Here is a 22147-nt window from a genome sequence, read left to right as displayed (position 1 = left end):
CCCCAACGCAGACAGCTACCGTCTCCCCTAGCGGGCGGTAAGGCTGCGCGAGGCGCGGCGTGAATTCTCCAGGTCATACCAGAGATGCAGTTTGGCGAGGAAGGTGTTCCCCATGGCGACCGCAAGCGGCTCGTTGCCGAAGACGGTAAAGCCTGCCCGCTCATATAGCGCCAGAGCGGCGTGGTTGCCCTGGGTCACCGTGAGTTGAATGACTCTGAGTTCGGCCTGCAGCGCCGCCTGGGCAAGTAACTCCTCCAGCAAGCGCATCGCCAAACCCAAACGCCGGTGCTGATCGGGTACGTACAATCCGAACAGAGTCGCTTTGTGCCGGACTTTTTCCCGCATGGTGCAGCTCAGGCCGACAACGCCCAGCAAATCGGTGCCCTGGGTCAAGCCCCAGACACGCTCTTGCGCCTGGTCGCCCTCTCGCAACCGACGCTCCCACCAGTCGAGCGGTAACGCCGCGCGCTCGTCGGGGCTGGAGGTGAAGGCTTCCGGATGTCGGGCATAGGCGTCCAGCATCAGTTGCCGGTAGGCAGGGGCCCAGGTAGGCCCCAGACGCTGGATATTCATGGCCAATCTCCTTTTCCAACAACAAGACGCTGGCTGAAGCCAAGGCGGACACGCTGGGTCACGACGGCTCAGAATTCGTCGTAGCTGACCTTCCAGAACAGATCGATGCTGCCGTCATCACGATGGGCCACGATCAGCCCTTCGGTCTCGCCAAAGGCTTCAAGCAACAGTTCCCAGTCCTCGCTGCTCGCTTCCAGGCGCTCCACATGGACGTGCTTGTCGATGACCCCGCGCGCGTTGTTCACCAGCCGCGACACCCGCATCGTCAGGCGATCATAGGAGGTCAATGGGGATGGCTGGCTCTGGGCCATGAGCGCAGGCTCCTTAACTGTTCTTTTATACAGTAGTTCTCGACCCGGACAATTGGCAAGTTGCCAGGAACCTCGATCCGCCGGCGGCGCCTGGCTGATCACCCGCTCTATCGTCCGCCCCCTGAAGGACACCGTCCTGCTGGCCCAGACGGTCGCTCACGGCGACTTCACCCATCAGCTGGAGGTGACCCGCAAGGATGAATTGGGCGCGCTGCAGCTCAGCATGTTGCAGATGACCAGGAACCTGCGCGGACTCATTGGCGAGATGAAGGACGGCGTCGTCCAGGTCGCCAGTGCCGCCGAGCAGCTGTCGGCGGTGACCTAGCAGACCAGCGCTGGCGTACAGGCGCAAAAGATCGAGACCGATCAGATCGCCACCGCCATGCAGGAGATGACGGCGACCACCCACGAGGTGGCGCGCAATGCCGGGGCAGCCGCCCGCTCGGCGCAGGAGGCCAGTCAGCAGGCCCAGCAGGGCGACCAGGCGGTCGACAAGGCCGTCGCCCAGATCGAACTGCTGGCGCAGGAGACGGCATCCACCAAGGCGGCCATGGCTACCCTGCGCCGCCATGCCGACAGCATCGGCGACGTGCTCGACGTGATCAAGGCCGTCTCCGAGCAGACCAATCTGCTGGCGCTCAATGCGGCCATCGAAGCCGCTCGCGCCGGCGAGGCGGGCCGCGGCTTTGCCGTGGTCGCCGACGAAGTCCGCGGCCTGGCCCAGCGCACCCGTTCCTCGACGGACGAGATCACCCAGCTCATCACCGGCCTGCACCAGAGCACCGATCGCATGGCGACGGCGCTCGAACTCAATGTGCAGTTGACCGACAGCAGCGTCGGCCTGTCGCGTGAGGCGGGCGGATGCTCGAGCGCATCACCCGCTCGGTGAAGGACATCGAATCGATGAACGATCAGATCGCCTGCGCCGCGCAGCAACAGCAGGATGCGGCGGGCGAAGAGATCAGTCGCAACGTCATCAATGTCCGCGACATTTCCGACCAGACCGCGGGCGCCAGCGAAAGGACGGCCTCCTCGAGCATGGAGCTGGCCCGCATTGGCGTAAGCCTGCAAGAGAAGACCACCCGCTTCAAGGTCTGAAAACGCCCGAGCCCCCTGCCATAGCGGTCTGTGGCAGGGGCTCGGACCGTCAGGTTCTCCAACTCAACCACTGGTCATCTGGGACGAATCTCCAAACGAGAAGGCGGTCACAAAATGCCATCATATTGACATTACACGTCTATCTTCGGACGTCGTTACCCACTCTGTCAGCCCGGGCTTGCCATGAAAACCTCACCAGAGCTGGGTCGGCTCGTCGATCAAGCACTTGCCGAGCCGGTAGGGCCCTTTGCCTTCTCCTCGGTACTGGAGCGCCTGTTCCAGCTGGACATCCACAAGCAGCGCACCCGTCACCTCACGCGCTGCCTGCTCATCGGCACCCTGAGCTACGACAGCTTTCTGATCTGGTGGTGGCTCCTGCTACAGGACGCCCTGCCCTGGGCTGCCACTCAGATGCTGGGGATCGCCACCCCCTTCGCGCTGCTGGTCGTATTGCTGCTGCAGGTGGTGCCGACGCGCTGGCGCGAAACCCTGGCGTCGCTGCCGTTCTATGTCGGCCTGGTGGTGGTCTACAACATGGTGATCAACGGCCCCCCGGGCAGGGAGATGAATCAGACGCTGTTCATCTTCACCTGGCCGCTGATGCTGGCCTTCGTTAACACCTGCATGAAGAGTCCGCTGCTGCCGGCCCTGGTGTTCAACGGCTTCGCCCTGTCGATGATCGCCCTTGCCGTCCATGAAGCGCCGGTGTCACCGATCGTGGGTGGGCTGATGATGACCAACGCCATCGTCATGGCGTTCTTTTCGCTGTTGGCCAGCTACTGGCTCAACGTCGAAGGCCGTCGCTCCTATCTCTATAAGCTGCGTGAAGAAGTCCGCCTGGCGTCACTCAATTCGGCCAACCAGGACCTGCAAATCCTCTCGGAAACGGATTCCCTCACCGGCCTCGCCAATCGGCGCCAGCTGCATCTGCTGCTGGAGGCCTTCTGGCAACGACGCCTGGCCGGCGAACAGGGGGCCGTGCTACTGATCGACGTGGATCACTTCAAGCGCTACAACGACTACTACGGCCACCTTGCCGGGGATGATTGCCTGCGCACCGTGGCCAGGGCACTGGCGGTCGGGTTGGGCCCGGGTGACAGGATCGGTCGCTATGGCGGCGAGGAATTCGTCGTGCTGCTGGACCGGGTCGATCCAGCCACCGCGCTGGACGTGGCCGAGAACATCCTGCAGCGCGTTCGCGACCTGCAGATCCCGCACCAGGGCCGCCAGGATGACAAGAGCCAGGTCACCGTCAGCATCGGCATCGCCCGCAGCGGTCTTGCCGGCCTGAGTACCGCGGAAGACCTGCTGGACTGTGCGGATCGTGCCCTCTATCGCGCCAAGCGTGATGGCCGTGACCGGGTCTTCGAGGGCGGCATCGATGCCATCCTCGGCGCACCCCTGGACCATGCCGAGCTGCTCACGCCGGAAGATGTCCGCAAGGGGCTGGTGGGCAATGAATTCCTGCTGCACTACCAACCCATCTACCGCGTCGAGCCCAAGCAGGTGACGGGTTACGAGGCGCTGCTGCGCTGGCAGCATCCGACCCTGGGCCTGGTCTCGCCGGAGGTGTTCATCCCGCTGGCCGAACAGGGCAACTTCATCATCGCCCTGGGCGAATGGGTGGTGAAGGAGGCCTGTCTTGCGGCCAGTCAATGGCCCCCGCACCTGAGCGTCTCCATCAATCTTTCGCCGCTGCAATTCGCCGATCCCATGCTGCACGAGCGGGTGTCCGCGGCCCTCCGACTCTCGCGCCTGGCGCCCAATCGCCTGGTGCTGGAGGTCACCGAAGGGGTGGAACTGGTCATAGACACCCGGACCCGCCAGTCCTTCGCCCTCCTCCAGTTACTGGGCATTCGCATGGCCCTGGATGACTTCGGCAGTGGCTTCGCCGGCCTGGGCCCCATCCTCGAATTGCCCTTCCAGCTGATCAAGATCGATCGGCGGATCCTGGCGATCCAGGATGAGGAACAGCGGGGCGAGGTGCTGAGCTCCCTGTTGCTGCTGGGCAAGGCCATGAAGCTGGAAGTGCTCTGCGAAGGCGTGGAAACCCCGGAACAACTGGCGCTGCTGCAGCAACTGGGGGTCCGGCTCGCCCAGGGCTATCTGCTGGGCAGGCCCGCGGCCGCGCCGAGCGGTCAGCAATTGCAGCTGATGGCGTCCCTGGAGGCCTGAGGCACGGCCGCTGGCCACCCGCTCACCCCAAGACGGCAGCCTACAGAGCGGCCGCCGGCCCGTTTAGAAGATCGCCAGGCTATCCAGGACCGCCGTGTAGAGCGCGGTCCCGTAGGTGACCACGCCGAGCGGCACCCCCACCGCAGCGCCCAGGATCAGGGCGCAGACCAGCAACGCCACTAGCGGTATCCCCAGCACGGGCTGCACCAGAAAGTGGCCAGGGTCGGTCTGCCCGGCCGCCTTGGCCTTGGGCGCCGCTGCCGGGTTGCCGGCGTCGGCACGGGAGCGCGTGGCGGGCGCAGGCTGCTCACGCCCGGGCCTGGACTTGCCTTCCATCTCGATCAGGTTGGCGATATCGGCGAGGGTGCCGCTGTTGCGGGTGATCTGCTCGTGAGCAGCGCGGAGGGAATCGGGCTTGGCCGTGCGGCCTGCACCGCGAGGAGGTCTTCGTGAGGCGGTCATAGTGCAAGAAACGGCGGAGAAGGTGCTTAGGATGACACAGACTGGGGTTAAGACTATTAACATTAGCCCTATACATGGCTATTTGCCATTACTTTGCTGTGACCTGTCTGAGCAGCGGAACACTGACATCCTCTCCCGCCTCGAGCTCCGCCAACGCCAGGCGGGTGGCTTCGAGCCGATCGTCCAAGGAGTAGTCCTCCACCTCCTCGTCCGGCAGCTCCAGCTGTTGTTCGAGTGCACTGAAGGAATGCCATTCGGCATCCTCGGCGCGCCCCTCGGCGACAGGGCGGGCCAGGCTGTCCAGAGAAGGGACAGACGCCGGCTCATCCACGTCAACCGCGTGATCGAACTCGCCTCGGCCCGACTTGGGCAGGCCGTCGTGCGCAGCGCCCTGCGGGATGTACAGAGGGACCGCCGCTTCGTCGCCCTGGCCCGTAGCGGTCAGTGCAGCCTGGGTGCGCGCGAGTTCGAGACTGGGCACTATCCCGGCCTGGTACAGCGCCAACAGGCGGGCGTCGACGTAGCCCAGCAAGAGGTAGCCTGCTGAAGTTTCGCTACCATCTGACTTCATCACGGTGCTTCCTGAATGGGTTGAAAAGATTACACCCAGGGTTCGTGGAGGCGAATGCATGAGTGCTCACCTGACCATCCGATCCTGAGCGCTGCAGCCCTTCATCCGTTTCCGCAATCCGAACAAGGCGTAGCCGACACTCTGCCGGCGATGCCATGCTGGAGACAAGAAAGAACGCCCTCACGAAAAGTCCGCTGCGCTTTCACAGCCGCTAAAACCCCAACACATTTGGCCGAGCGAGGCCCAGCAAAAGCAGGGCCATCAGGCCGAACAGCCGGGAGCGGCAACGTTTATCCCTGCACGGCGATGCGGTTTATCTCCGAGTAGTCTCGCACATGCCAGTTCGGTGACGCCGCTGCAGGTCCAGGCGTACGTCCCTTTGGGAAACACGGCATCCTTCACTCGCCTCAAGACCGGCGTGTGCCTATGCAGGTCGACGTGGAATGTCGTCAACTCCACGACATTCTCGTTCAGGGCACTCACCAATCGTACCCGCCTGCTACCCGAATCTGCCTTCAACGGACGTTAGAAACCTCAGCTGCTGCCCTGGGTAGTGAACATCGCCTTTACCGAGCTAGCTGAGCTGGCAGGCAGCTCAGCCGTTGCTGCCTTTTGGCCACACGTCCGACCTGCACCTCCAGTTTGAATATCGCGTTAAAGATAATTGCGCTCGTGCCAACAGTTGATATCAAACAGACATCACATGTCCGGCCATATCACCTACCTGGAGCTGCCCCATGTCCATCCTTCAGCACCTGTCCATCATGCTGGGCCTAGACGTAATCGCTGCCGCTGTCGAGCAACCCGAGGCCGCAGCCAGGCTTGATTCGCTCACCGGGCCAGCCCCGGTGCGCAGGGTAGCTGAAGGCCTGAAGGTATTGCTGGCGCGCCAGGGGACCCTCAACGCCCAGTTGCACGAGATGCAGGGTGAGATCGAACAGCTGACCGCTCGCCTCGCCGAGCGCGAGGCCGCGGTCGAGCGCCTGGCAACCCGCTTCGACCTGGTCAATCGCGCTACCAGTGAAGGCCTGTGGGATATGGAAGTGGTCGCCGGAGATCCGGTGAACCCGCGCAATGCGTTCTGGTGGTCGGATCAGTTTCGTGCCCTGCTGGGCTTTCGCAACGAGCAGGACTTCCCGAACGAGCTGGGAAGCTGGGCCAATCGGCTACCCCCGGAGGACAGCAAACCGACTCTGGACGCATTCGCCCGGCACCTGAATGATCGCAGCGGCAACACCCCCTATGACATCGAGTACCGGGTAGCGACCAGAAGCGGCGAATATCGCTGGTTCCGTGCGAGCGGCGAGACCCTCTGCGACGCCAAGGGTACGCCGCTGCGTGTGGCAGGCTCTCTCAGGGACATCCATGATCAGCGCCAGCGCGATGCTGAACTCGAGGTGACCCTGACGCGCTTCGAGCTTGCCCGCGAAATGCTCAACGATGGTCTCTGGGATATGGAGGTGATAGCGGGCGATCCGGTCAATCCGCAGAATCCCTTCTGGTGGTCGCCCCAGTTCCGCCGTCTGCTGGGATTCGAGACAGTCGAAGAATTTCCCGATGTTCTCGACAGCTGGGCGTCCCGTCTGCATCCCGAGGACAAGCAACGCAGCATCGAGGCCTTTGGTGCCCACCTCAATGACCGCAGTGGCAAGACGGGCTTCGATATCACCTACCGCCTGAAACTGAAGGATGGCAGCTACCGCTGGTTCCGGGCACGGGGTCAGACCCGACGCGCCCAGGACGGAACGCCCATACGGGTGGTGGGCGCCCTGACCGATATCCATGCCACCTACGAGCAGAATGCCCTTCGCGATGCTCAGCAGGCCCAGCATCGCGAGATGGAAGAAAACCTTAAGAACGTTACCGATATCGTCAGTTCTATCCAGAGCATCGCCGCCCAGACCAACCTGCTGGCGCTCAATGCCGCGATCGAAGCGGCACGAGCCGGCGAGGCCGGACGAGGCTTTGCGGTGGTAGCCGACGAGGTTCGCAAGCTGGCGACGCGCACGTCCGAAGCGACGCAGCGGGCGGCCACCATGATTCAACAGTGACGCTGCGCACGTCCTGGCTGCCTGGCCTGAACCGTAAACTGATGGCGCAGTCAGCTTAAGAGAGTGCTCCAGCTCATCTTTCAGGTTGGCTTATCTGAAGGCTTCAGACTGAATCTGCCCCCGCCCTGCGCGGGGGCTTTTTTTTGCCGATATGAAGCCGACCTTTCGCGACGCCAGGGCGCAAGACGCCTCCGCTACCGAACACCTCTCCCCTGTCGCAGTCGAATCCGTGCCCACCGGCGTGGCGCTGACATCCGCGCCGGTCCAGACGCCCGAGGTGACGCTGCCTGTCCGGCAATCTCCAACCGTCCCTCAGGCGCCGGGCACCTTCTCGGCGACTATCGTACCGGTAGCCGCTCCACCCCAGGCGAGGGGGCACCCTCTGAGCGCCTAGTGCGAGATACGTTTCCGCGTTGGCAGCAGGCCCGGCCTTCTAGCGTACAACCCAAGGCCAGCGGCACGCCTGACTGGGCGATTACACCTCAGGGCAAGGACTCCTCGCAGCCGGGAGAGCCTTTTAGTTTTCCTGGACATAGGCCTGAAACGCAAAAACCCTCCTTGCGGAGGGTTTCTGGTGAAGATGGTGGGTCGTGTGGGATTCGAACCTACGACCAATTGGTTAAAAGCCAATTGCTTTTGATCCACCGCTACACCCAGGCGCGACGCACCTCTCAGTGAAAACAAGCGGCCTCTAATGAACCCATTAGAGGCTGCAAATTTGAAAACTACATCCAAGATTTCGGGCAAGGGCGGTACCGGAAAAACCACGTCGGTAGCCAACCTAGGCGCTTTCTGCGCCGATGCCGGGCTCCGCACCCTACTGATCGATCTGGACCCCGTCCAGCCTTCCCTTTCCTCGTACTACGACCTGGTCGAGCCCGCCCCCTGCGGCGTCTTCGAGCTGATCGCCAGCAACGAGACTCGCCTCGATCGCATTGTCTCCAAGACAAATATCCAGAACCTGTCGCTGATCTATTCCAACGATCCGCACAACCACCTGATCAACCTCCTCCTGCAGGCACCTGATGGCCGGCTTCGCCTGGCTCATCTCAAGGACATCTTCCAGGATGACTTCGACCTGGTGCTGATCGATACGCAGGGCGCCCGTACCGTGCTACTCGAGATGGTGATGCTCGCTTCGGATCTCGCCGTCTCCCCCCTCCCCCCTGAAATGCTGTCCGCCCGTGAATTCAACCGCGGCACTCTCCAGATGTTGGAGGGGCTTCGGCCCTACGCTCGCCTTGGACTGCCGATACCGCCCATCAAGGCCGTCGTGAACGGCCTTGATCTCACCTCAGACGCTCGCCAGCTGGATGCGACGATCCGCCAGACCTTCAGAGATCATCCCGACATTCAGGTCACGAGCACCATCATTCCTAAGGCGGTCGTCTACCGTGAGTCCGCGACTCGTGGCATCCCAGCTCATCGCCTTGAATACCGCCAGCCTTCTGACCGCAAGGCCCCAGCGGCACTGCAGGTCATACGTGACCTCGCCATCGAACTCTTCCCTGAGTGGGCTGATCGCTTCACGGCCATGAATGAGTCGGTCGTGCATGCCCTGGTGAGAGAGGGCAAGTGAGATGGCCACGACCCAAAATCATGATCTGACCCAGGCCACAAGCATCACTGCAGATGTGGTGCTGGAGCAGGGAAACTTCTACGACGCGAAGGATTTCCGCAAGGTGCAGACCGGGCTCTCCAGCGCTGCCCGCGAGCTTCGTGCGCTGACCCATTACAACAACACGCTCCTCGGCCGCCTCGGTGCACAGCTCTCCCACGAGCAGCGCGAGCTGCTGAGCAACGCTGCTGCCCTACTGGACTCGGTGAAGTACAACGTCGAGCACGCCAAGGAACGGAAGGCGCGCGAGGAGAAGGCTGCCGCCAAGCTTCGTGAGCAGCGCGAGCGACAAGCGAAGCAGCTGGTCACCCAGCACTTCCCGCTGCCAACCACGACAGTCGAGCAGCAGATCGAAGTACTGAGGCTGTACATCACAATCAGGCCCATCACCGATGGCTGGCTGCTGAAAGAAGATGGTCGCCTTCGCGACATGATGCAGTCTCCAGCTCCAAGCTGGACAACCACCAAGAAATGGCGCCTTGACCAGGTAACCAGCCTCATCGCAGACCTGAAATCCTCAGTCGAAAATCACCTTGTTTTCGTGGACCAGTCTCCTTCTCAGCGGCTGGAGTCCCTAAAGAAGCGAATCACTGAGGTACGGGAGGCAAAACTTTCGAATCCCAGCGCCCAGGAGACCATCAGGGTCTGGACCGAAGCGCTGCTGGAAGTCGCACAGGCCTCCGGTCCAGCGACGTCTATCACCTCCTCGCAGGAGGGATCCGCCTAATGGACGTCAACAAGCAGAAGATCCTGGAACGCGTCGCCAAGTGCTTCGCTCTGGCCAAGGACGCCGGCGCCGCGCCGAACGAAGCTGAGATCGCGCTGCGTCAAGCGCGCAAGCTCATGCAGCAGCACAACCTCATGGACGTTGACGTCCAGGCAGTGCTGGCCAGCGAGTCAGTCCTTGCCACCGGCACCCGCAAAGCGCCCGGCCATTGGCTTCACCAGCTCGCACTGGTGTGTGCCCAGGCCTTCGATTGCGATCCTCTGGCCTTTCGCGATCAGCGCCTGGGTTGGGCTTTCAAGTTCGTTGGTATCGGTGTCGGGCCTGAAATGGCCAGCTACGCCTATTCCGCGCTCCACCAGCAGCTCCTGGCCGCGCGCAGGGTGTTCGTCCGCAGTCAAACTCGCTGCAAGCTGGCCACTAAACGCCGCCGCGGCCAGGTCTTCGCCGAAGGCTGGATCGAAGCAGTCAGCGTCAAGGTCCACCAGTTCGCCAAGGGCAAGCCTGATGAGACCCAGCGCGTCATTGACGCCTACCTGGCCGTTCACCATCCGGACCTGACCACCGTGGAGCTCGAGCACCTCGAGGCCAAAGGCCACGACGTGCGGGCGCGCTACCAGGGCTACGAGCTGGGGACTCAAGCGCAGCTCCACCGCGGCGTTGGCCAGCGCCGTGACCAGGTAGCGCTGGGAGGCCGGTCATGAGCGTCGCTCAGCTCCTGGAAGCCCCCGCCCACGATCACACCGTGCATGTCTCAGACGCTGAGCGCGTAGCAGCCGGCTTGGTCCCGCCTCACTCCCAAGAAGCCGAGCAGTCGGTCCTAGGCGGACTGATGCTCGACAACAGCACCTGGGACCTGATCGCTGACGTGTTGCTGGAGGAAGACTTCTTCTTCCGGCACCACCAGCTCATATTCCGGCGAATCGCCCTGCTCGCCTCGCAGTCGCGGCCCTTCGATGTCGTGACACTCGCGGAGGTGATGCCCGACGTCGAAGAGGTGGGCGGCCTTGCCTATTTGGGGACCTTGGCCAAGGACACTCCCTCGGTGGCCAACATCGTCGCGTACGCGGAGATCGTCGCCCAGCGAGCGCACCTGCGCCGCCTGATCCTGCTGGGCTTTGCCAGCAGCCGCGAGGCTTCGACACCAGGTGCCAATGCTGCCGAAGTGCAGGAGCAGACTGAGCAGCGGCTGTTCGCGCTCGGACAAGACCGCAAGGGCGCCGAGTTCTGCAACGTCACTGCAACGTTGAGCAAGCTGATCGACACTATCGACGAGCGCTTCAATAACCCTACGCCGGTGACGGGTGTTCCTTCAGGTCTTACCGACCTCGATACTCTTACATCGGGATGGCAGGACACCGACCTGATCATTGTTGGTGCCCGTCCTGCCATGGGCAAGACCGCCTTCTTGCTCAACTGCATCACCAAAGCGCTCCACCATGCGCTTGGCAAATCGGTACAGGTCTACAGCCTGGAGATGCCGGCTGAACAGCTGATGCTCAGGCTAGTGGCGATCATCGGGCACATCGATGCCACGAAGCTCAAGCTTGGGCAGTTGGAGGACGAGGACTGGCCGAAGCTAACCATGGCCGTCAACACCATCAACGGCTTTGGCGATCGCCTGGTCATCGATGACCAGGCTGGCCTGTCCCCTACGATGCTGCGTGCCAGAGCCCGTCGCGCCGCGCGTCGTTTCGGCCCGCCCGCGCTTATCCTGGTCGACTACCTGCAGTTGATGCGCTGCGAAGGCCAAGAGAACCGCGCCAACGAGATCGCCGAGATCTCTCGCTCGCTCAAGGCGCTCGCCAAAGAGATGAAGTGCCCGGTCATCGCGCTCTCCCAACTCAACCGAGGTCTGGAGTCTCGGCCGAACAAGCGCCCTGGCCTAGCCGATCTGCGTGAATCCGGTGCGATCGAGCAGGACGCCGACGTGATCATGTTCCTGTACCGCGACGAGTACTACCACCCGGATACCGAGTTCAAGGGCATTGCTGAGCTGATCGTTGGCAAACACCGCAACGGCGAAGTCGGCACGGTCCGTGCCGCCTTCATCGCCAAGCAGACGCGCTTCGAGAACCTAAGCGCGCAGGCCTGGCAGGAGATGAACGCATGACCCTCCAGACCTATGCACTCGGGTCCGTTACCGATGAGTCGCAACCCTCTTCCCTGCCCTTCCCCTCGATCGTTCGCCGGCGGGAGCCGGCAAGGAGCTGCTCGATGAGCCCGCAAGCAATGTTGTCTGGGGTTACTCACCAATGCCGCCACTGCGGCCATCACTTTTGCCGTCGCTCCCTCACCCCAGATGAGCTCCTCGTCTGCAGCGTATGCCATTCGTTCGATGTAGAGCCCCTGGAGCCTGTAGAGCAGCCCGAGCCTGGCCCTTACCACGAAACCACAGTGGTATTCCGCGTCGCCGGCTCTCGCAATGACGCGGCAGGGCTGATCAAGACCCTGGACCTGCTGTTCAAGGACGATGGTCTGGCCGAGATCGTCGCCATCGAATCGGGCAACCAGCTCCAGCAACGGGCGGGAGGCCAATGACATGCTCCCCTATCACACCCCGGAACAGGATCTCCCCTCTCATACCGGTCGCGAACGTGACCGCCGGATGCTGGATGCAGCGCTGAACGACTTCCTGGCCAATGGTGGCCAGGTCGTCGAAGTGAAGCCGACCGAGCGCGCCGCCGGTGGCCCGAGTTTCGTCATCAGCGCGCAGCGCGAGGAGCTGCGCCTGCTGGCCGAGGCGGAGCCGGCAACCGAAGTTTCCGATGAGAACCTGGTACAGCTCCTGCGAGCCCGCGCCTTGCTCGGGGACACCCTACGCACAGCGTCCAAGCGCCTACAGCAGCCCCTGGAGCGTTGTCATGCCCTTGCCCGGGCGCATCGCCTGCCTTTCAAAGTGGGGTACGTGAAAGGGGGTAGCCGCATATGACGACGCCCGCCCATGCGCTACGTGGTGCCAACAAGAACCTGCAGGACCTGGTGGCGTTCGCTCTGGACGAGGGCTGGATCGTCGCCCGTACCAAGGGCGGCCACGTCAAGTTCTTGAAAGTCGGCTACTGCCCCATTTTCACATCTTTCACGCCCAGCGATCGCCGCGCCGGCCTCAATGCCCGCGCCCTGCTGCGCCGTGCCCAGCCTATGAACGAATTGGACCAGACCCTATGACTACCGCAACCAAGCGCAAGCCATCCGTACGGAAATCTGCAACAGAGGATGAGAAGTTCGTCGTTCGCTTTCCCAAGGGGCTCCGTCCTCAGATCGCCGAGGCCGCCAAGCAGGCTCATCGTTCGATGAACGCCGAGATCATCAGCCGCATGGGCCGCACGCTCGAGCTCGAAGATGAGGTCTTTCGCCTGCAGCGCGTCATCGACCAACTGCTGGCCGCCAATGATGAGCCCACCCGGCCGGTGAGTCGTGCTGCTCAGGAGATCCACGCATGAGCAAGCCCAGCAACGAAGCAGTCACTCAACGTTTGTTGGCCGGCGGCTTTGCCGGATCAAACGCTCTTGTCGCGCGTCTGGCAGATCCGATCAAGGAAACGCCCATGGTTCTGACGCTGGACGAACTGGCGCCCTATAACCGCAACCCCCGAACCACCCGAAACCCGCAGCACGATGAGATCAAAGCATCCATCCAGGCTAGGGGATTGGACACACCTCCCCCCGTGACCAGACGGCCTGGTGAAGAGCACTTCATTATTCGAACCGGCGGCAACACCCGCCTGGCCATCCTCAATGAACTCTGGAAGGAAACCAGGGACGAGCGCTACTACCGCATCCATTGCCTGTTCCGTCCTTGGACAGACCGTGGCGAGATCGTCTCACTGACCGGGCACCTTGCTGAGAATGATTTGCGTGGCAACCTGATGTTCATCGAGCGCGCTGTCAGCATTGACGCAGCGCGAGAGCTCTATGCCCAGGAGGCAGGGAAGGACATCTCCCAACGTGAGTTAGCGCGACTGCTGAAGGAAGACGGTTACTCGATTTCCAACTCCCATATCAGCCGTATGCAGGAGACACTCCGCACTCTATTGCCGGCAATCCCTGGGCTGCTTTATTCAGGGCTGGGTAAGCCGCAAATTGAGAAGCTGCTTAATTTGCGCAGTGCTGCTCTCAAAGCTTGGATCAGCTTTAACGGTGATGAAGCTGACTTCGAGATGCTCTACCAGGATGTCCTCAACAGCTTCGACGGCCCCACTGACAACTTCGTATTCGAGACCATCCAGGACGAACTGATCGGTCAAATCCGAAGGACTCAAAATGTCGGCTATGAGGAAGTTCTCAAGGCAGTTCTGGACCATCAGGACAGCAGCCGCCGCTCGCAGCTTGTGGGTGTTCAGGTACCTGACGGTCAAGCTCCGCAGATTCCTGCAACCGGTGTCATACCTCCAGCCCCTGGCAACAGTCCCACGCTGGAACAGCCGCCAGTAACGTCCAGCAAGCAGAAGCAGGGAGCTGCCTCCCCTTCCAAACCACCGTCACTACCTGAGCGTACCGGTGGCTCCGGCGCAGTCGACACCACTCCGCCACAGCACACTCCGCCGGATCCCGAGCAGCTCTCCGAACAGGAGCGTGCCGCTCGCCTGAACGGTCACATCGTCACGCCCGATGGCATCGGCCAGAAGGTAAGGGACGTTCAGCGCCGCATCGCGGCCGAGCACGGCGAGATCCTGCCTGACTTCAACAGTGACGCTCTACGCGCGATCCCTGTCCAGGCCGGCGGCCTGCATGCCATCTCGGATGTCTGGTACATCGAGCGCAACACTGATACCACTGAGGAGTTGCGTAAGGTCCTGCGAGCGCTGGTCTTCGAAATTGCCCAGCTTTGCGACGTTCCTGGTGAGCTGCTCAAGCCCACCGATTTCGCACTCGGCTTCACGCTTTCTACCCCTCAGTCAGAGCTGACCGCACGCGGAAAAACGTCTTGGCAATTCCTGCAGTCCTTGACGGGCATGTACAGCTACGTGGTGTCGCGTGATCCCGAGACTGCCGAGGAGCTGAAGGCAAGCATTGCGGAAGAGAACGCGACGTTTGCCCTCAACCTGGGCCAGTTGCTCCTCGGCGATCCCCTTTTCGATAGCAAGCCAGCCAGCACCGAAGGCCGCATGACCGATGCCGCCGTCGTGAAGCTGTTCCGGGTAATCCGTCTCGCCCGCCGGCTGATCGAACTCGAGGCCGGGCAGTAGCCCGGTCACCTTCTGGACCTGCATTAGGAAGTCGCATATGTCCACGAAGTACAACCCCATGAACCAGGCGCTGATGGATCTGATCCTCCATCACCTGCGCAACGGTCAGGTCCAGCGCTGCCTAGATATTGGCCTGGACGTTGAAGTCTTGAACCTGCTACGTCAGCCGCAGGCTCACAGCATCCTGAAAAATGCCCCGGCGCGTTGGTGCAAAATCCAGATCGATCTCGACATGGTCAAGAAGCTTTTGGAGAACTGCGAACGCGATGAGCGCGAGACCCGCCTCGTACATCGCGCCATCCAGCTGGGTGCCACCAACGGCATGATCCGCGAGTTCTTCGGCATGGCCCCCAGCGAGATCAGCGTGGTGCGCCAGCTCCTGAACGTCCCCGGCCGATCCGGCCGGGTGGCAGGGCTTAACGATACCGATCAGGTCTGGTATCGCTTTCTCGATCTGATGAGCGCTCATGAGGTGGATCACAAGGACGCTATCGCCCTGCTCGACATCTGCATGATGATCACTGAAGAGCTCAACGGTCCATTCGAGTCCATTAAGGACAAGCACGACCAGATCACCCTCGGCCTCATCTGGAATCTCGTACAGACCTGGCTCAACGAAGGCCTATACCCGCCCAAGATCGCCCGGGCGCCGCTCTTGCTGATTTCTGACGCCCGTAAGCGGCGAGATCGGCAACTCGGTGATGAGCAGGCCGTCGGCAATGCTCTGCCCCAGGCGCAAGAACAGGATCAGTCCGCTGCCCTTGGGCAAATGAGCTTGATCGAACTGGATTCGGCAGAAGGCGACAATAGGTGAAAACCACTGCTCCACGTGGCTCCCATCTACTCGGTCGCGCCCTGGACGTTGCAGCGTCACACCTGAACGTCCATGTCCAAGCCCAGCGCGACTACAAACAAAAAACCGGCGAAGACCTACCGAAGGATTTCGCCGGCATCGTCTTCAGTGGTAACCCTCACGAAACCGTTCCTCGCCGACTGCTGCTCGATGATCGGCTCTCGCCCCTAGAGCGCAATGCCTGGCAGGTGTTTCGCCTACTCATGAACGGTGATGGGGTTACTGCGTTCCCGACCTACGATCAGCTGCGCCCCTACCTGGGCAACAACCCAGGCCGTCCTGCTTCGCGTGAGACCGTGGCCAAGGCATTGACCGTACTGCGCCTGACTCGCTGGCTGAGCCTTGGCCGCCGTGTTCGCGACGCGATTACCGGTCAGGTCCAGGGCAATATCTACATTCTGCACGACGAGCCCGTGGCCTACTCCGAGGCCATCCAACTCGATCACGACTTTCTGCCACTCGTGGCTAATGGTCTCGAGCACACCAACACCTCAGTCCGCGAGATCGCCGGCCTGACCTTTGACGAGATGCTGGTCAGCGAGACCCAGGACCTGCCCACTCGAGTAGAGGTATTCAGAGAGCGCTTTCGTGCCCAGGGGCTCGAAGATCCGGCACGTGCAGCGACACCTCCCGCAGAGTTCGGATTCCGAACGCCGGTCTTGGCAGCTATGAATCACCTGAGTTCGGATTCCGAACTCAGTCAAAAAAGCACTGTTGATCAGGTCTTGAGCCTCAGTTCGGATTCCGAACTGAGTGCAAATCAGGGGGTTTCACCCTTAGTTCGGAATCCGAACTCATCTAGTACGTATACGAATACAAATACTGATGTATCTAAAAGCTCTGTACTGCGCGAGCAGGCAGACGTGGACCTTGTGTGGCCGAGTGCCTATCAGCGGATGACCTGGGAGCAGCAGAAGCGGGCGCAACTCGCAATCCTGGCTGTTCGCTCTGACATCCGGGCGCCCCTGGTCAAGCAATGGGGCGTTCGCTGCGCCTCGGGCGGGGTAGCGAAGCCCTTTGGCTACCTGATGAAACTCATCCAGAAGGCCCAGACCGGTGACTTCAACGCCGATTGGCAGCCAACCGCAGTTCAATCCGCCGCTCCAGCCATGCCAACCCAGGCCCCTTCGGCGCCAACAATTCCGCGTTTTGAGCCAGCCCCTGTCCAGCCAAGGGCTGTTGCCGATGCTCAGACTGGCCGTAATGCCCTGAAAGGCCTAAGGAAGCTGATGGGGCGTGGAGGCGTTGAATGATTAATGATCATTTGATCCGCAAAACCCTCACCTCGACGGCCGTGAGTGTTGTCACTGGCAACACTTCAACCGTGAAGCTCCAGGGTGTTGCCACTGGCAATGCTCCAGCCGTGAAGCTCCAGGGCGTTGCCACTGGCAACACTCCAGCCGTAAAGCTCCAGAGCGTTGCCACTGGCAACACTCCAGCCGTGAAGCTCCAGAGCGTTGCCACTGGCAACACTCCAGCCGTGAAGCTCCAGGGTGTTGCCACTGGCAATGCTCCAGCCGTGAAGCTCCAGGGTGTTGCCACTGGCAACACTCCAGCCGTGAATCTCCAGAGTGTTGCCACTGGCAACACTCCGGCCGTGAAGCTCCAGGGTGTTGCCACTGGCAACACTCCGGCAATTGGTGGTCAGCGGATCACGCCTCCGCTGGGCATCCATAAAGCTATCCAACAACCTCCTCGCACCCAAATACGGTTTTCCGCTGCCCTCCAGCGCCAGTCTCGGCACCCTGCCCGAGCGTCATCTCACAACCCAAGGAATCTTTCTCATGGCTGATACCTTCCAGCTCAACCTGGGCTCGCTCAGATCGAGCGTCAATCTCACCCTGCATACCCATCACGCTTCCCGCCTCTGGTTCGGCCGGCAGCGCTCCGACAATAAGCCCGGCATGATCGGCTTGTCCGGCTTCTCCAACATCATCAACCGCATCTCCGCCGGCGCCGCCAAGGACGATCCCTATTCCGATCTCTTCCTCATCATCATTGAGGACAAGATCGAGGAGGCTGAGCAGCAGCTGACCGCCATAGATGAGCGACTGGACCAGGTCATGGCCATGTTGCCCAAGCAGCTCGACGTGGGCACCAATCTCTCAATCCAGCCGCTCAAGCTGCCGCTGTACCTGAATTCGCCGCTGGCCTTTAAGGGCGTGTACCTGCTTACCCGCTATGACGAGCTGGTACGCCGGATCCTGCTGGCCGCTCACATCGGCTTGATCGACAACGGCTCCAAGGAGGCCTGGCTGGATGAGGGCGCCGCCGTGCTTCGTCGCCTGTACGGCGTCGGCCAACGCTACAAGGGCTACAGCGGTGCATCGCGCGACGACATCGCCGCCAACAATGCCCGCGCCATCAATGCCCAGCAGATGTACAGCTTCCTGGAAATGCCCAAGGACGTCCTGGAAGGGACCCGCCGGAGCAAGTTCGCCCCGGCCATTCAGCGTCCAGGTGACGCCCCGGCCACTTCCAGCGGTGGAGACGACGGCTTCGATGGCGACTCCGCCGACGAGGATGAGCATTTGGACGCTATGGCCAGCGCCCACCCCGTCACCGAGATGAGTGAGGCCTGATCGCTATGGCACTGCAACAGTCCACTCAAGGCGCGAAAAAAGCAGACCTGCAACAGGCGGCCTTCCAGCCCCTGCAACAGGAAGTCTTCGCGAACCTGCAACACGCTCCCTTCTACAAAGGGCTTTTAAAACCCTTTAAAGGTAAGGGAGCACTGGACCAATTAGCCGAGCAGTGCTGTTCCCTTGAAGCTGACCTGAACACCCTGGCCCGGGAGCGGATTCTCGCCCAGGCCCAGCGCTTCCCCTTCACGCTCTTGCCGATCCGGATGACCCACCAGCACACCTCAGCTGGCACAGTCTTTCTGCGCTGGCAGCAGAGTGGGACACGAAAGATGGGCGTGGGGCTCTGGGCGGACCTGTGCCGCCACGACCTGGTCACCGAAACACTGCTCCAGGACCTGCACGCCATGGAGCTACAGCGTATTGCTTTGAATATGCAGATCAGCCTGGTCCATGCCATCGGCCGGCAGGCCGCCGAGTGCGCCGAGAAGATGGCCCAGGCCGATGCCGTTTACACCGAACAGCTGCAACAGATCATCCAATCCCGCGGCGAAGACGCCGCATCCCAACAGGAGGCCTGACATGGGCACAGCAGTAGTATGGGAAGGCAACATCGGCTCCGCACCCGAGTACAAGCGCTTCCAGAAGGACAATCAGGATCCGCGGCACCTGCTTCGGCTGAACGTGTATTTCGATAACAGCATCCGCCTGCCCGATAGCAGCTACGAAGATCGCGGCGGCTTCTGGGCCAATGTCGAGCTCTGGCACCGCGACGCGGAAAACTATAGCCGGCTATACCAGAAAGGAATGCGGGTGCTGATCGAAGGGCGAGCGGTCCTGGATACCTGGAAGGACGGCAACGGTGTCGAGCAAGCGGCGATGAAGGTCCAGGCCAACCGGATCGCGTTCCTGCCGCAGCGGATCGAATCCATCACCTTGGGCCAGGGCACGGGGCAAAGTCAGGCGCGACCGGCCCCGAGCAGCACGGCGCCTGCCCGCGCTCCAGCCTCAATTGGTGACGACTTCGACGACCAGATCCCCTATTAGGGCCTCCTCAAAAATTTCGCCGCCCTCAGCGTGAAGCTGCCGGGAGACAGGACCCACTCAGCGTGGGCCTGTCGCCCCGGGCCGAGCAATGGCAGAAAAGTCGCCCCACTGCGTGAAGCTGCTCGAAGAGTCACCTTCCACCTCGTGTCTCCCCGGCTACCTAATCAACTCTAGGGTAGGCAGGATCCGCGGCCCAACGTGAATCCGCAGGTAGTGCCTTGTTTAACAGCGTGGAACTGCACATGGACAACGCCAACCGTTTCAAGCGCGCCGTACAGACGTTCTATAGGCAGAACAGAGGCGTGATTTGCATGCGTCTTGGCGCCTTGCGCATATCACCAATGAATGCCTTTGATAGATTGGAGCGACCTACCTCACAACTTCAATGGAGCCTCAAATGCAAAATCAAGTCGCCCTCATTACCGGTGGTGCAACCGGCATCGGCAAGGCTGTTGCTCTCAAACTCGCTGCTCAAGGCACTACCGTGGTCATCAGTGGCCGTCGCCAAGAAGCTGGGGATGCAGCCGTCACGGAGATCACCGCAGTTGCTCAAAATGGCGCTCAGGTGCGGTTCATCCGTAATGATGTCTCCGACGAGAACGCTGTAAAAGAGATGATTCAGGCCATCGTTTCTGAGTTCGGACGCTTAGACATGGCAGTCAACAACGCAGGCATCTTCAACGAATACAGCACGGTAGATCAGTCTGAGAGCGCCAATTTCCGCGCTATGCTCGACATCAACGTAATGGGCCTGTACTTCTGCATGAAGTTTGAAGTCGCCCAAATGCTCAAGCAGGGTGCCGGCTCCATCGTTAATCTGGCATCAATCGCGGGCCTGAATGGCATCCCTTGGGGTGGCACCTACGCGGCGACCAAACATGCTGTGGTCGGCCTGACCAAGTCATCTGCGCTGGATCACGCTGCTCAGGGCATTCGCGTCAACGCCGTGGCCCCGGGGGCGATCCGTACCGATATCATTGCCGATCAGCTGGACAATAACCTTGCCGATCTTGAAGCCATGCACCCGATGCAGCGAGTAGGCAATCCAAACGAGGTGGCCAACGCGATCTGCTGGCTGCTGGCTCAAGAGTCCAGCTTCGTGACCGGTCACGTTTTGAACGTGGATGGTGGCTTCCAGGCGAAGTAATCGTATGAAAAATACTGTGCCGGACAAAATCAAGATTCCCGAAGCCTTGTGGGTAGGGCTAAAAGCCGTTGGAATTGGCCGGGCCGAAGTGGCTCGCGCTGTAAATCTTCCTATTGCCACTATCCGCGATGGGGCACCGATTCTGACGGCACAGTTCTGTGCTCTTTGGCGAGCATTGGTAGACATCAGTGGTGACCCTGTCATCGGTTTGCGACTTACCAGTGCCTTGGTAGGTAGCACCTTGCCACCTTCTTTTCTTGCGGCCTATCACGCTCGAGACTTCCGCGATGCCCTGCAGCGAGTTGCACGCTTCAAACGCCTGTGTGCACCTGAGGAGTTGCTGCTCAAGGAGGTAGACCAGAACTGCGAAATCGAGGTGCATTGGCTGCATGCCGAAGAGCGGGACGTAGCTCCTGCTCTAGCTGACGCCACACTAAGCTCGCTGCTTGAGCTAGGGCGGCGTGGGACCGCTCAAAAGTTAAACGCCGTATCAGTAGAACTGATGCGCTCCGAGAGCTCTCGTGAGATTTACGAAAGCTTTTATGGGTGCAAGATAAGGTTTGGTGCCAAGCGTAACTGTCTTACGGTTCGAGGCAGTGATCTTGATAAACCCTTTGTAAGTTATAACGCGGAGCTTCTGGAAATACTGCTTCCAGAATTAGATCGTCGTCTGGAGCAACATTCGCAGAGTGCAAGCCTAGCCGAGCAGACCAAGTGGGTACTTCGAAAGAGGCTGACGGCGGGTCGTCCCGACATCCGTTCGGTCGCCTCCGAACTAGCCATGAGCGGGCGTACATTGCAGCGCAAGCTAACCGATGAGGGCGTGACTTTTCAGGGTTTACTTGGCGAGACACGCCATCAATTAGCGCTGGAATACCTGGCTGACCAAACGCTGAGTCTTGTAGAAGTGGCCTACATGCTGGGCTACGAGGATCAGAATTCATTCTTTCGTGCTTTCCGGCAGTGGGAAGACAGTACCCCGGCGAGTTGGCGTGAAGAAAATCAGAAGGTGATTACAGAATGAAGGTCTTGATTTTCGGCCCTACAGGCATGGTAGGCCAGGGGGTGCTACGCGAGAGTCTTCTGGCGACGGACGTCAGCAGTGTCACTGCCGTCGGCCGCTCGCGGCTTCCACTGGATGTCCCCAAACTCAGACAGCTCGTGCAAGCTGACCTGATGACACTGGAGCGTAGAGCGACTGAGCTAGAGGGTTACGATGCCTGCTTTTTCTGCCTGGGCGTGTCGTCCTCAGGCATGGACGAAAAGCAATACAGCCAGATCACATATGGGTTGACTATACATGTAGCTGAGTTACTCGCACGCTTGAATCCCCAGATGACCTTCGTATACGTATCTGGAGCTGGAACAGACAGTAGCGAAAAGGGGAAGAGCATGTGGGCTCGCGTGAAAGGCAGAACGGAGAACGCCTTGCAGAGACTTCCTTTCAAAGGTGTCTACCTGTTTCGCCCAGGTGTGATTGAACCGCTCCATGGACTCCGCTCAAAGACGCCGTCCTACCGCTATTTTTACGCCTTGGCCAGACCGTTGCTCTCGCTCGTCCGCTGGATCGCACCTGGAGTAATCGTGACCACAGAAAGCGTTGGTAAGGCGATGCTCAATTGTAGTGGTCCACTCACCCCGGACACCTTTTTAGGCGAAGATGATCGCCACACAGAGGTGTTCCATGAGCAAACAACGTCGTTCTTTCACGCCCGAGTTCAAGCGCGAGGCCGCAGGTTTGGTGCTG

26 protein-coding genes and 1 pseudogene are annotated in these 22147 nt (G+C 60.9%); 22 read left to right on the top strand and 5 right to left on the bottom strand.

Annotated features, from left to right (window positions below; translation table 11 throughout):
• Window positions 1-27 precede the first annotated feature (27 nt).
• Window positions 28-579 (bottom strand): GNAT family N-acetyltransferase, encoded by a 552-nt coding sequence (locus CFE50_RS21530; RefSeq protein ID WP_286737173.1) that lies wholly within the window; start codon window positions 577-579, stop codon window positions 28-30.
• A 62-nt stretch (window positions 580-641) separates the two neighbouring features.
• Window positions 642-884, bottom strand: coding sequence for a DUF1654 domain-containing protein (locus CFE50_RS21525; protein WP_241808506.1), 243 nt, complete (start codon window positions 882-884; stop codon window positions 642-644).
• 52 nt (window positions 885-936) lie between these two features.
• Between CFE50_RS21525 and CFE50_RS22955 the strand changes: the two genes are divergently transcribed.
• The 4 genes from CFE50_RS22955 to CFE50_RS21515 all read left to right on the top strand — a co-directional run bounded on the left by CFE50_RS22955 (window position 937) and on the right by CFE50_RS21515 (window position 4157).
• A complete protein-coding gene (locus tag CFE50_RS22955; protein ID WP_430695113.1) occupies window positions 937-1209 on the top strand; it encodes a HAMP domain-containing protein in 273 nt (90 codons plus the stop codon).
• 57 nt (window positions 1210-1266) lie between these two features.
• On the top strand, window positions 1267-1773 hold the full coding sequence (locus tag CFE50_RS22950; RefSeq protein ID WP_502694723.1) for a methyl-accepting chemotaxis protein: 507 nt from the start codon (window positions 1267-1269) through the stop codon (window positions 1771-1773).
• The gene (locus tag CFE50_RS22945; RefSeq protein WP_502694722.1) at window positions 1746-1982 is read left to right on the top strand and encodes a hypothetical protein; all 237 of its coding nucleotides are present in this window, start codon (window positions 1746-1748) and stop codon (window positions 1980-1982) included. Before CFE50_RS22950 ends, CFE50_RS22945 begins: the two co-directional genes overlap by 28 nt.
• A gap of 183 nt (window positions 1983-2165) precedes the next feature.
• Complete coding sequence (locus tag CFE50_RS21515; protein ID WP_241810339.1) at window positions 2166-4157, top strand: putative bifunctional diguanylate cyclase/phosphodiesterase; 1992 nt, start codon at window positions 2166-2168, stop codon at window positions 4155-4157.
• Between the two features lie 63 nt (window positions 4158-4220).
• Here CFE50_RS21515 and CFE50_RS21510 read toward each other — a convergent pair whose 3' ends face one another.
• Both CFE50_RS21510 and CFE50_RS21505 read right to left on the bottom strand, forming a co-directional pair.
• Window positions 4221-4619, bottom strand: coding sequence for a hypothetical protein (locus tag CFE50_RS21510; protein WP_286737172.1), 399 nt, complete (start codon window positions 4617-4619; stop codon window positions 4221-4223).
• A gap of 88 nt (window positions 4620-4707) precedes the next feature.
• A complete protein-coding gene (locus CFE50_RS21505; protein ID WP_286737171.1) occupies window positions 4708-5193 on the bottom strand; it encodes a hypothetical protein in 486 nt (161 codons plus the stop codon).
• Between the two features lie 734 nt (window positions 5194-5927).
• On the opposite strand from CFE50_RS21505, the gene CFE50_RS21500 reads away from it, so the two are divergent.
• From CFE50_RS21500 to CFE50_RS21445, 12 genes are all read left to right on the top strand, one after another.
• Entirely contained in the window at window positions 5928-7241 is a 1314-nt protein-coding gene (locus tag CFE50_RS21500; RefSeq protein WP_286737170.1) for a methyl-accepting chemotaxis protein, read from the top strand.
• 718 nt (window positions 7242-7959) lie between these two features.
• Entirely contained in the window at window positions 7960-8820 is an 861-nt protein-coding gene (locus CFE50_RS21495; RefSeq protein WP_286737187.1) for a ParA family protein, read from the top strand.
• 1 nt (window position 8821) lies between these two features.
• Complete coding sequence (locus CFE50_RS21490; protein WP_286737169.1) at window positions 8822-9586, top strand: hypothetical protein; 765 nt, start codon at window positions 8822-8824, stop codon at window positions 9584-9586.
• Window positions 9586-10287, top strand: coding sequence for a DUF2786 domain-containing protein (locus CFE50_RS21485; protein WP_286737168.1), 702 nt, complete (start codon window positions 9586-9588; stop codon window positions 10285-10287). Before CFE50_RS21490 ends, CFE50_RS21485 begins: the two co-directional genes overlap by 1 nt.
• Window positions 10284-11696 carry a replicative DNA helicase gene (gene dnaB / locus CFE50_RS21480; protein WP_286737167.1) on the top strand — a complete coding sequence of 471 codons (1413 nt, stop codon included), beginning with the start codon at window positions 10284-10286 and terminating at the stop codon, window positions 11694-11696. Before CFE50_RS21485 ends, dnaB begins: the two co-directional genes overlap by 4 nt.
• A complete protein-coding gene (locus tag CFE50_RS21475; RefSeq protein ID WP_286737166.1) occupies window positions 11693-12124 on the top strand; it encodes an FYVE zinc finger domain-containing protein in 432 nt (143 codons plus the stop codon). The genes dnaB and CFE50_RS21475 overlap by 4 nt, the downstream gene beginning before the upstream one ends.
• Window position 12125: 1 nt before the next feature.
• Entirely contained in the window at window positions 12126-12515 is a 390-nt protein-coding gene (locus CFE50_RS21470; protein ID WP_044340808.1) for a hypothetical protein, read from the top strand.
• Window positions 12512-12751, top strand: a complete 240-nt coding sequence (locus CFE50_RS21465; RefSeq protein ID WP_044340809.1) for a hypothetical protein — start codon at window positions 12512-12514, stop codon at window positions 12749-12751. The genes CFE50_RS21470 and CFE50_RS21465 overlap by 4 nt, the downstream gene beginning before the upstream one ends.
• Window positions 12748-13026 (top strand): Arc family DNA-binding protein, encoded by a 279-nt coding sequence (locus CFE50_RS21460; protein ID WP_082066225.1) that lies wholly within the window; start codon window positions 12748-12750, stop codon window positions 13024-13026. The genes CFE50_RS21465 and CFE50_RS21460 overlap by 4 nt, the downstream gene beginning before the upstream one ends.
• A complete protein-coding gene (locus CFE50_RS21455) occupies window positions 13023-14771 on the top strand; it encodes a ParB family protein (protein ID WP_286737165.1) in 1749 nt (582 codons plus the stop codon). Before CFE50_RS21460 ends, CFE50_RS21455 begins: the two co-directional genes overlap by 4 nt.
• 37 nt (window positions 14772-14808) lie before the next feature.
• Window positions 14809-15585, top strand: a complete 777-nt coding sequence (locus tag CFE50_RS21450; RefSeq protein WP_044340811.1) for an STY4526/YPO1902 family pathogenicity island replication protein — start codon at window positions 14809-14811, stop codon at window positions 15583-15585.
• Window positions 15582-16877 carry an STY4528 family pathogenicity island replication protein gene (locus CFE50_RS21445; RefSeq protein WP_286737164.1) on the top strand — a complete coding sequence of 432 codons (1296 nt, stop codon included), beginning with the start codon at window positions 15582-15584 and terminating at the stop codon, window positions 16875-16877. Before CFE50_RS21450 ends, CFE50_RS21445 begins: the two co-directional genes overlap by 4 nt.
• A gap of 65 nt (window positions 16878-16942) precedes the next feature.
• On the opposite strand, the gene CFE50_RS21440 is transcribed toward CFE50_RS21445, so the two are convergent.
• Window positions 16943-17311: a hypothetical protein gene (locus tag CFE50_RS21440; RefSeq protein ID WP_152643569.1), complete on the bottom strand. Its 369-nt coding sequence runs from the start codon at window positions 17309-17311 to the stop codon at window positions 16943-16945.
• Window positions 17312-17408: 97 nt separating this feature from the next.
• Here CFE50_RS21440 and CFE50_RS21435 point away from each other — a divergent pair, with 97 nt between their 5' ends.
• The 6 genes and pseudogenes from CFE50_RS21435 to CFE50_RS21410 form a co-directional block, all read left to right on the top strand.
• Window positions 17409-18206, top strand: coding sequence for a PFL_4669 family integrating conjugative element protein (locus CFE50_RS21435; protein WP_044340814.1), 798 nt, complete (start codon window positions 17409-17411; stop codon window positions 18204-18206).
• Between the two features lie 5 nt (window positions 18207-18211).
• Window positions 18212-18787, top strand: coding sequence for a DUF3158 family protein (locus CFE50_RS21430; RefSeq protein WP_044340815.1), 576 nt, complete (start codon window positions 18212-18214; stop codon window positions 18785-18787).
• Between the two features lies 1 nt (window position 18788).
• Entirely contained in the window at window positions 18789-19253 is a 465-nt protein-coding gene (locus CFE50_RS21425) for a single-stranded DNA-binding protein (RefSeq protein ID WP_044340816.1), read from the top strand.
• 397 nt (window positions 19254-19650) lie between these two features.
• The gene (locus CFE50_RS21420) at window positions 19651-20400 is read left to right on the top strand and encodes an SDR family NAD(P)-dependent oxidoreductase (RefSeq protein WP_052504076.1); all 750 of its coding nucleotides are present in this window, start codon (window positions 19651-19653) and stop codon (window positions 20398-20400) included.
• Window positions 20401-20404: 4 nt separating this feature from the next.
• The gene (locus CFE50_RS21415; protein ID WP_044340818.1) at window positions 20405-21424 is read left to right on the top strand and encodes an AraC family transcriptional regulator; all 1020 of its coding nucleotides are present in this window, start codon (window positions 20405-20407) and stop codon (window positions 21422-21424) included.
• Window positions 21421-22041 (top strand): annotated as a pseudogene (locus CFE50_RS21410) (NAD-dependent epimerase/dehydratase family protein); the annotation flags it as partial. The gene CFE50_RS21415 and the pseudogene CFE50_RS21410, both read left to right, overlap by 4 nt.
• Window positions 22042-22147 lie beyond the last annotated feature (106 nt).

Origin of the sequence: Pseudomonas sp. PGPPP4 (genome assembly GCF_002256045.1) — a bacterium.
GTDB classification, from domain to species: domain Bacteria; phylum Pseudomonadota; class Gammaproteobacteria; order Pseudomonadales; family Pseudomonadaceae; genus Chryseomonas; species Chryseomonas oryzihabitans.
This window is presented reverse-complemented; position numbering and strand designations above follow the sequence as displayed.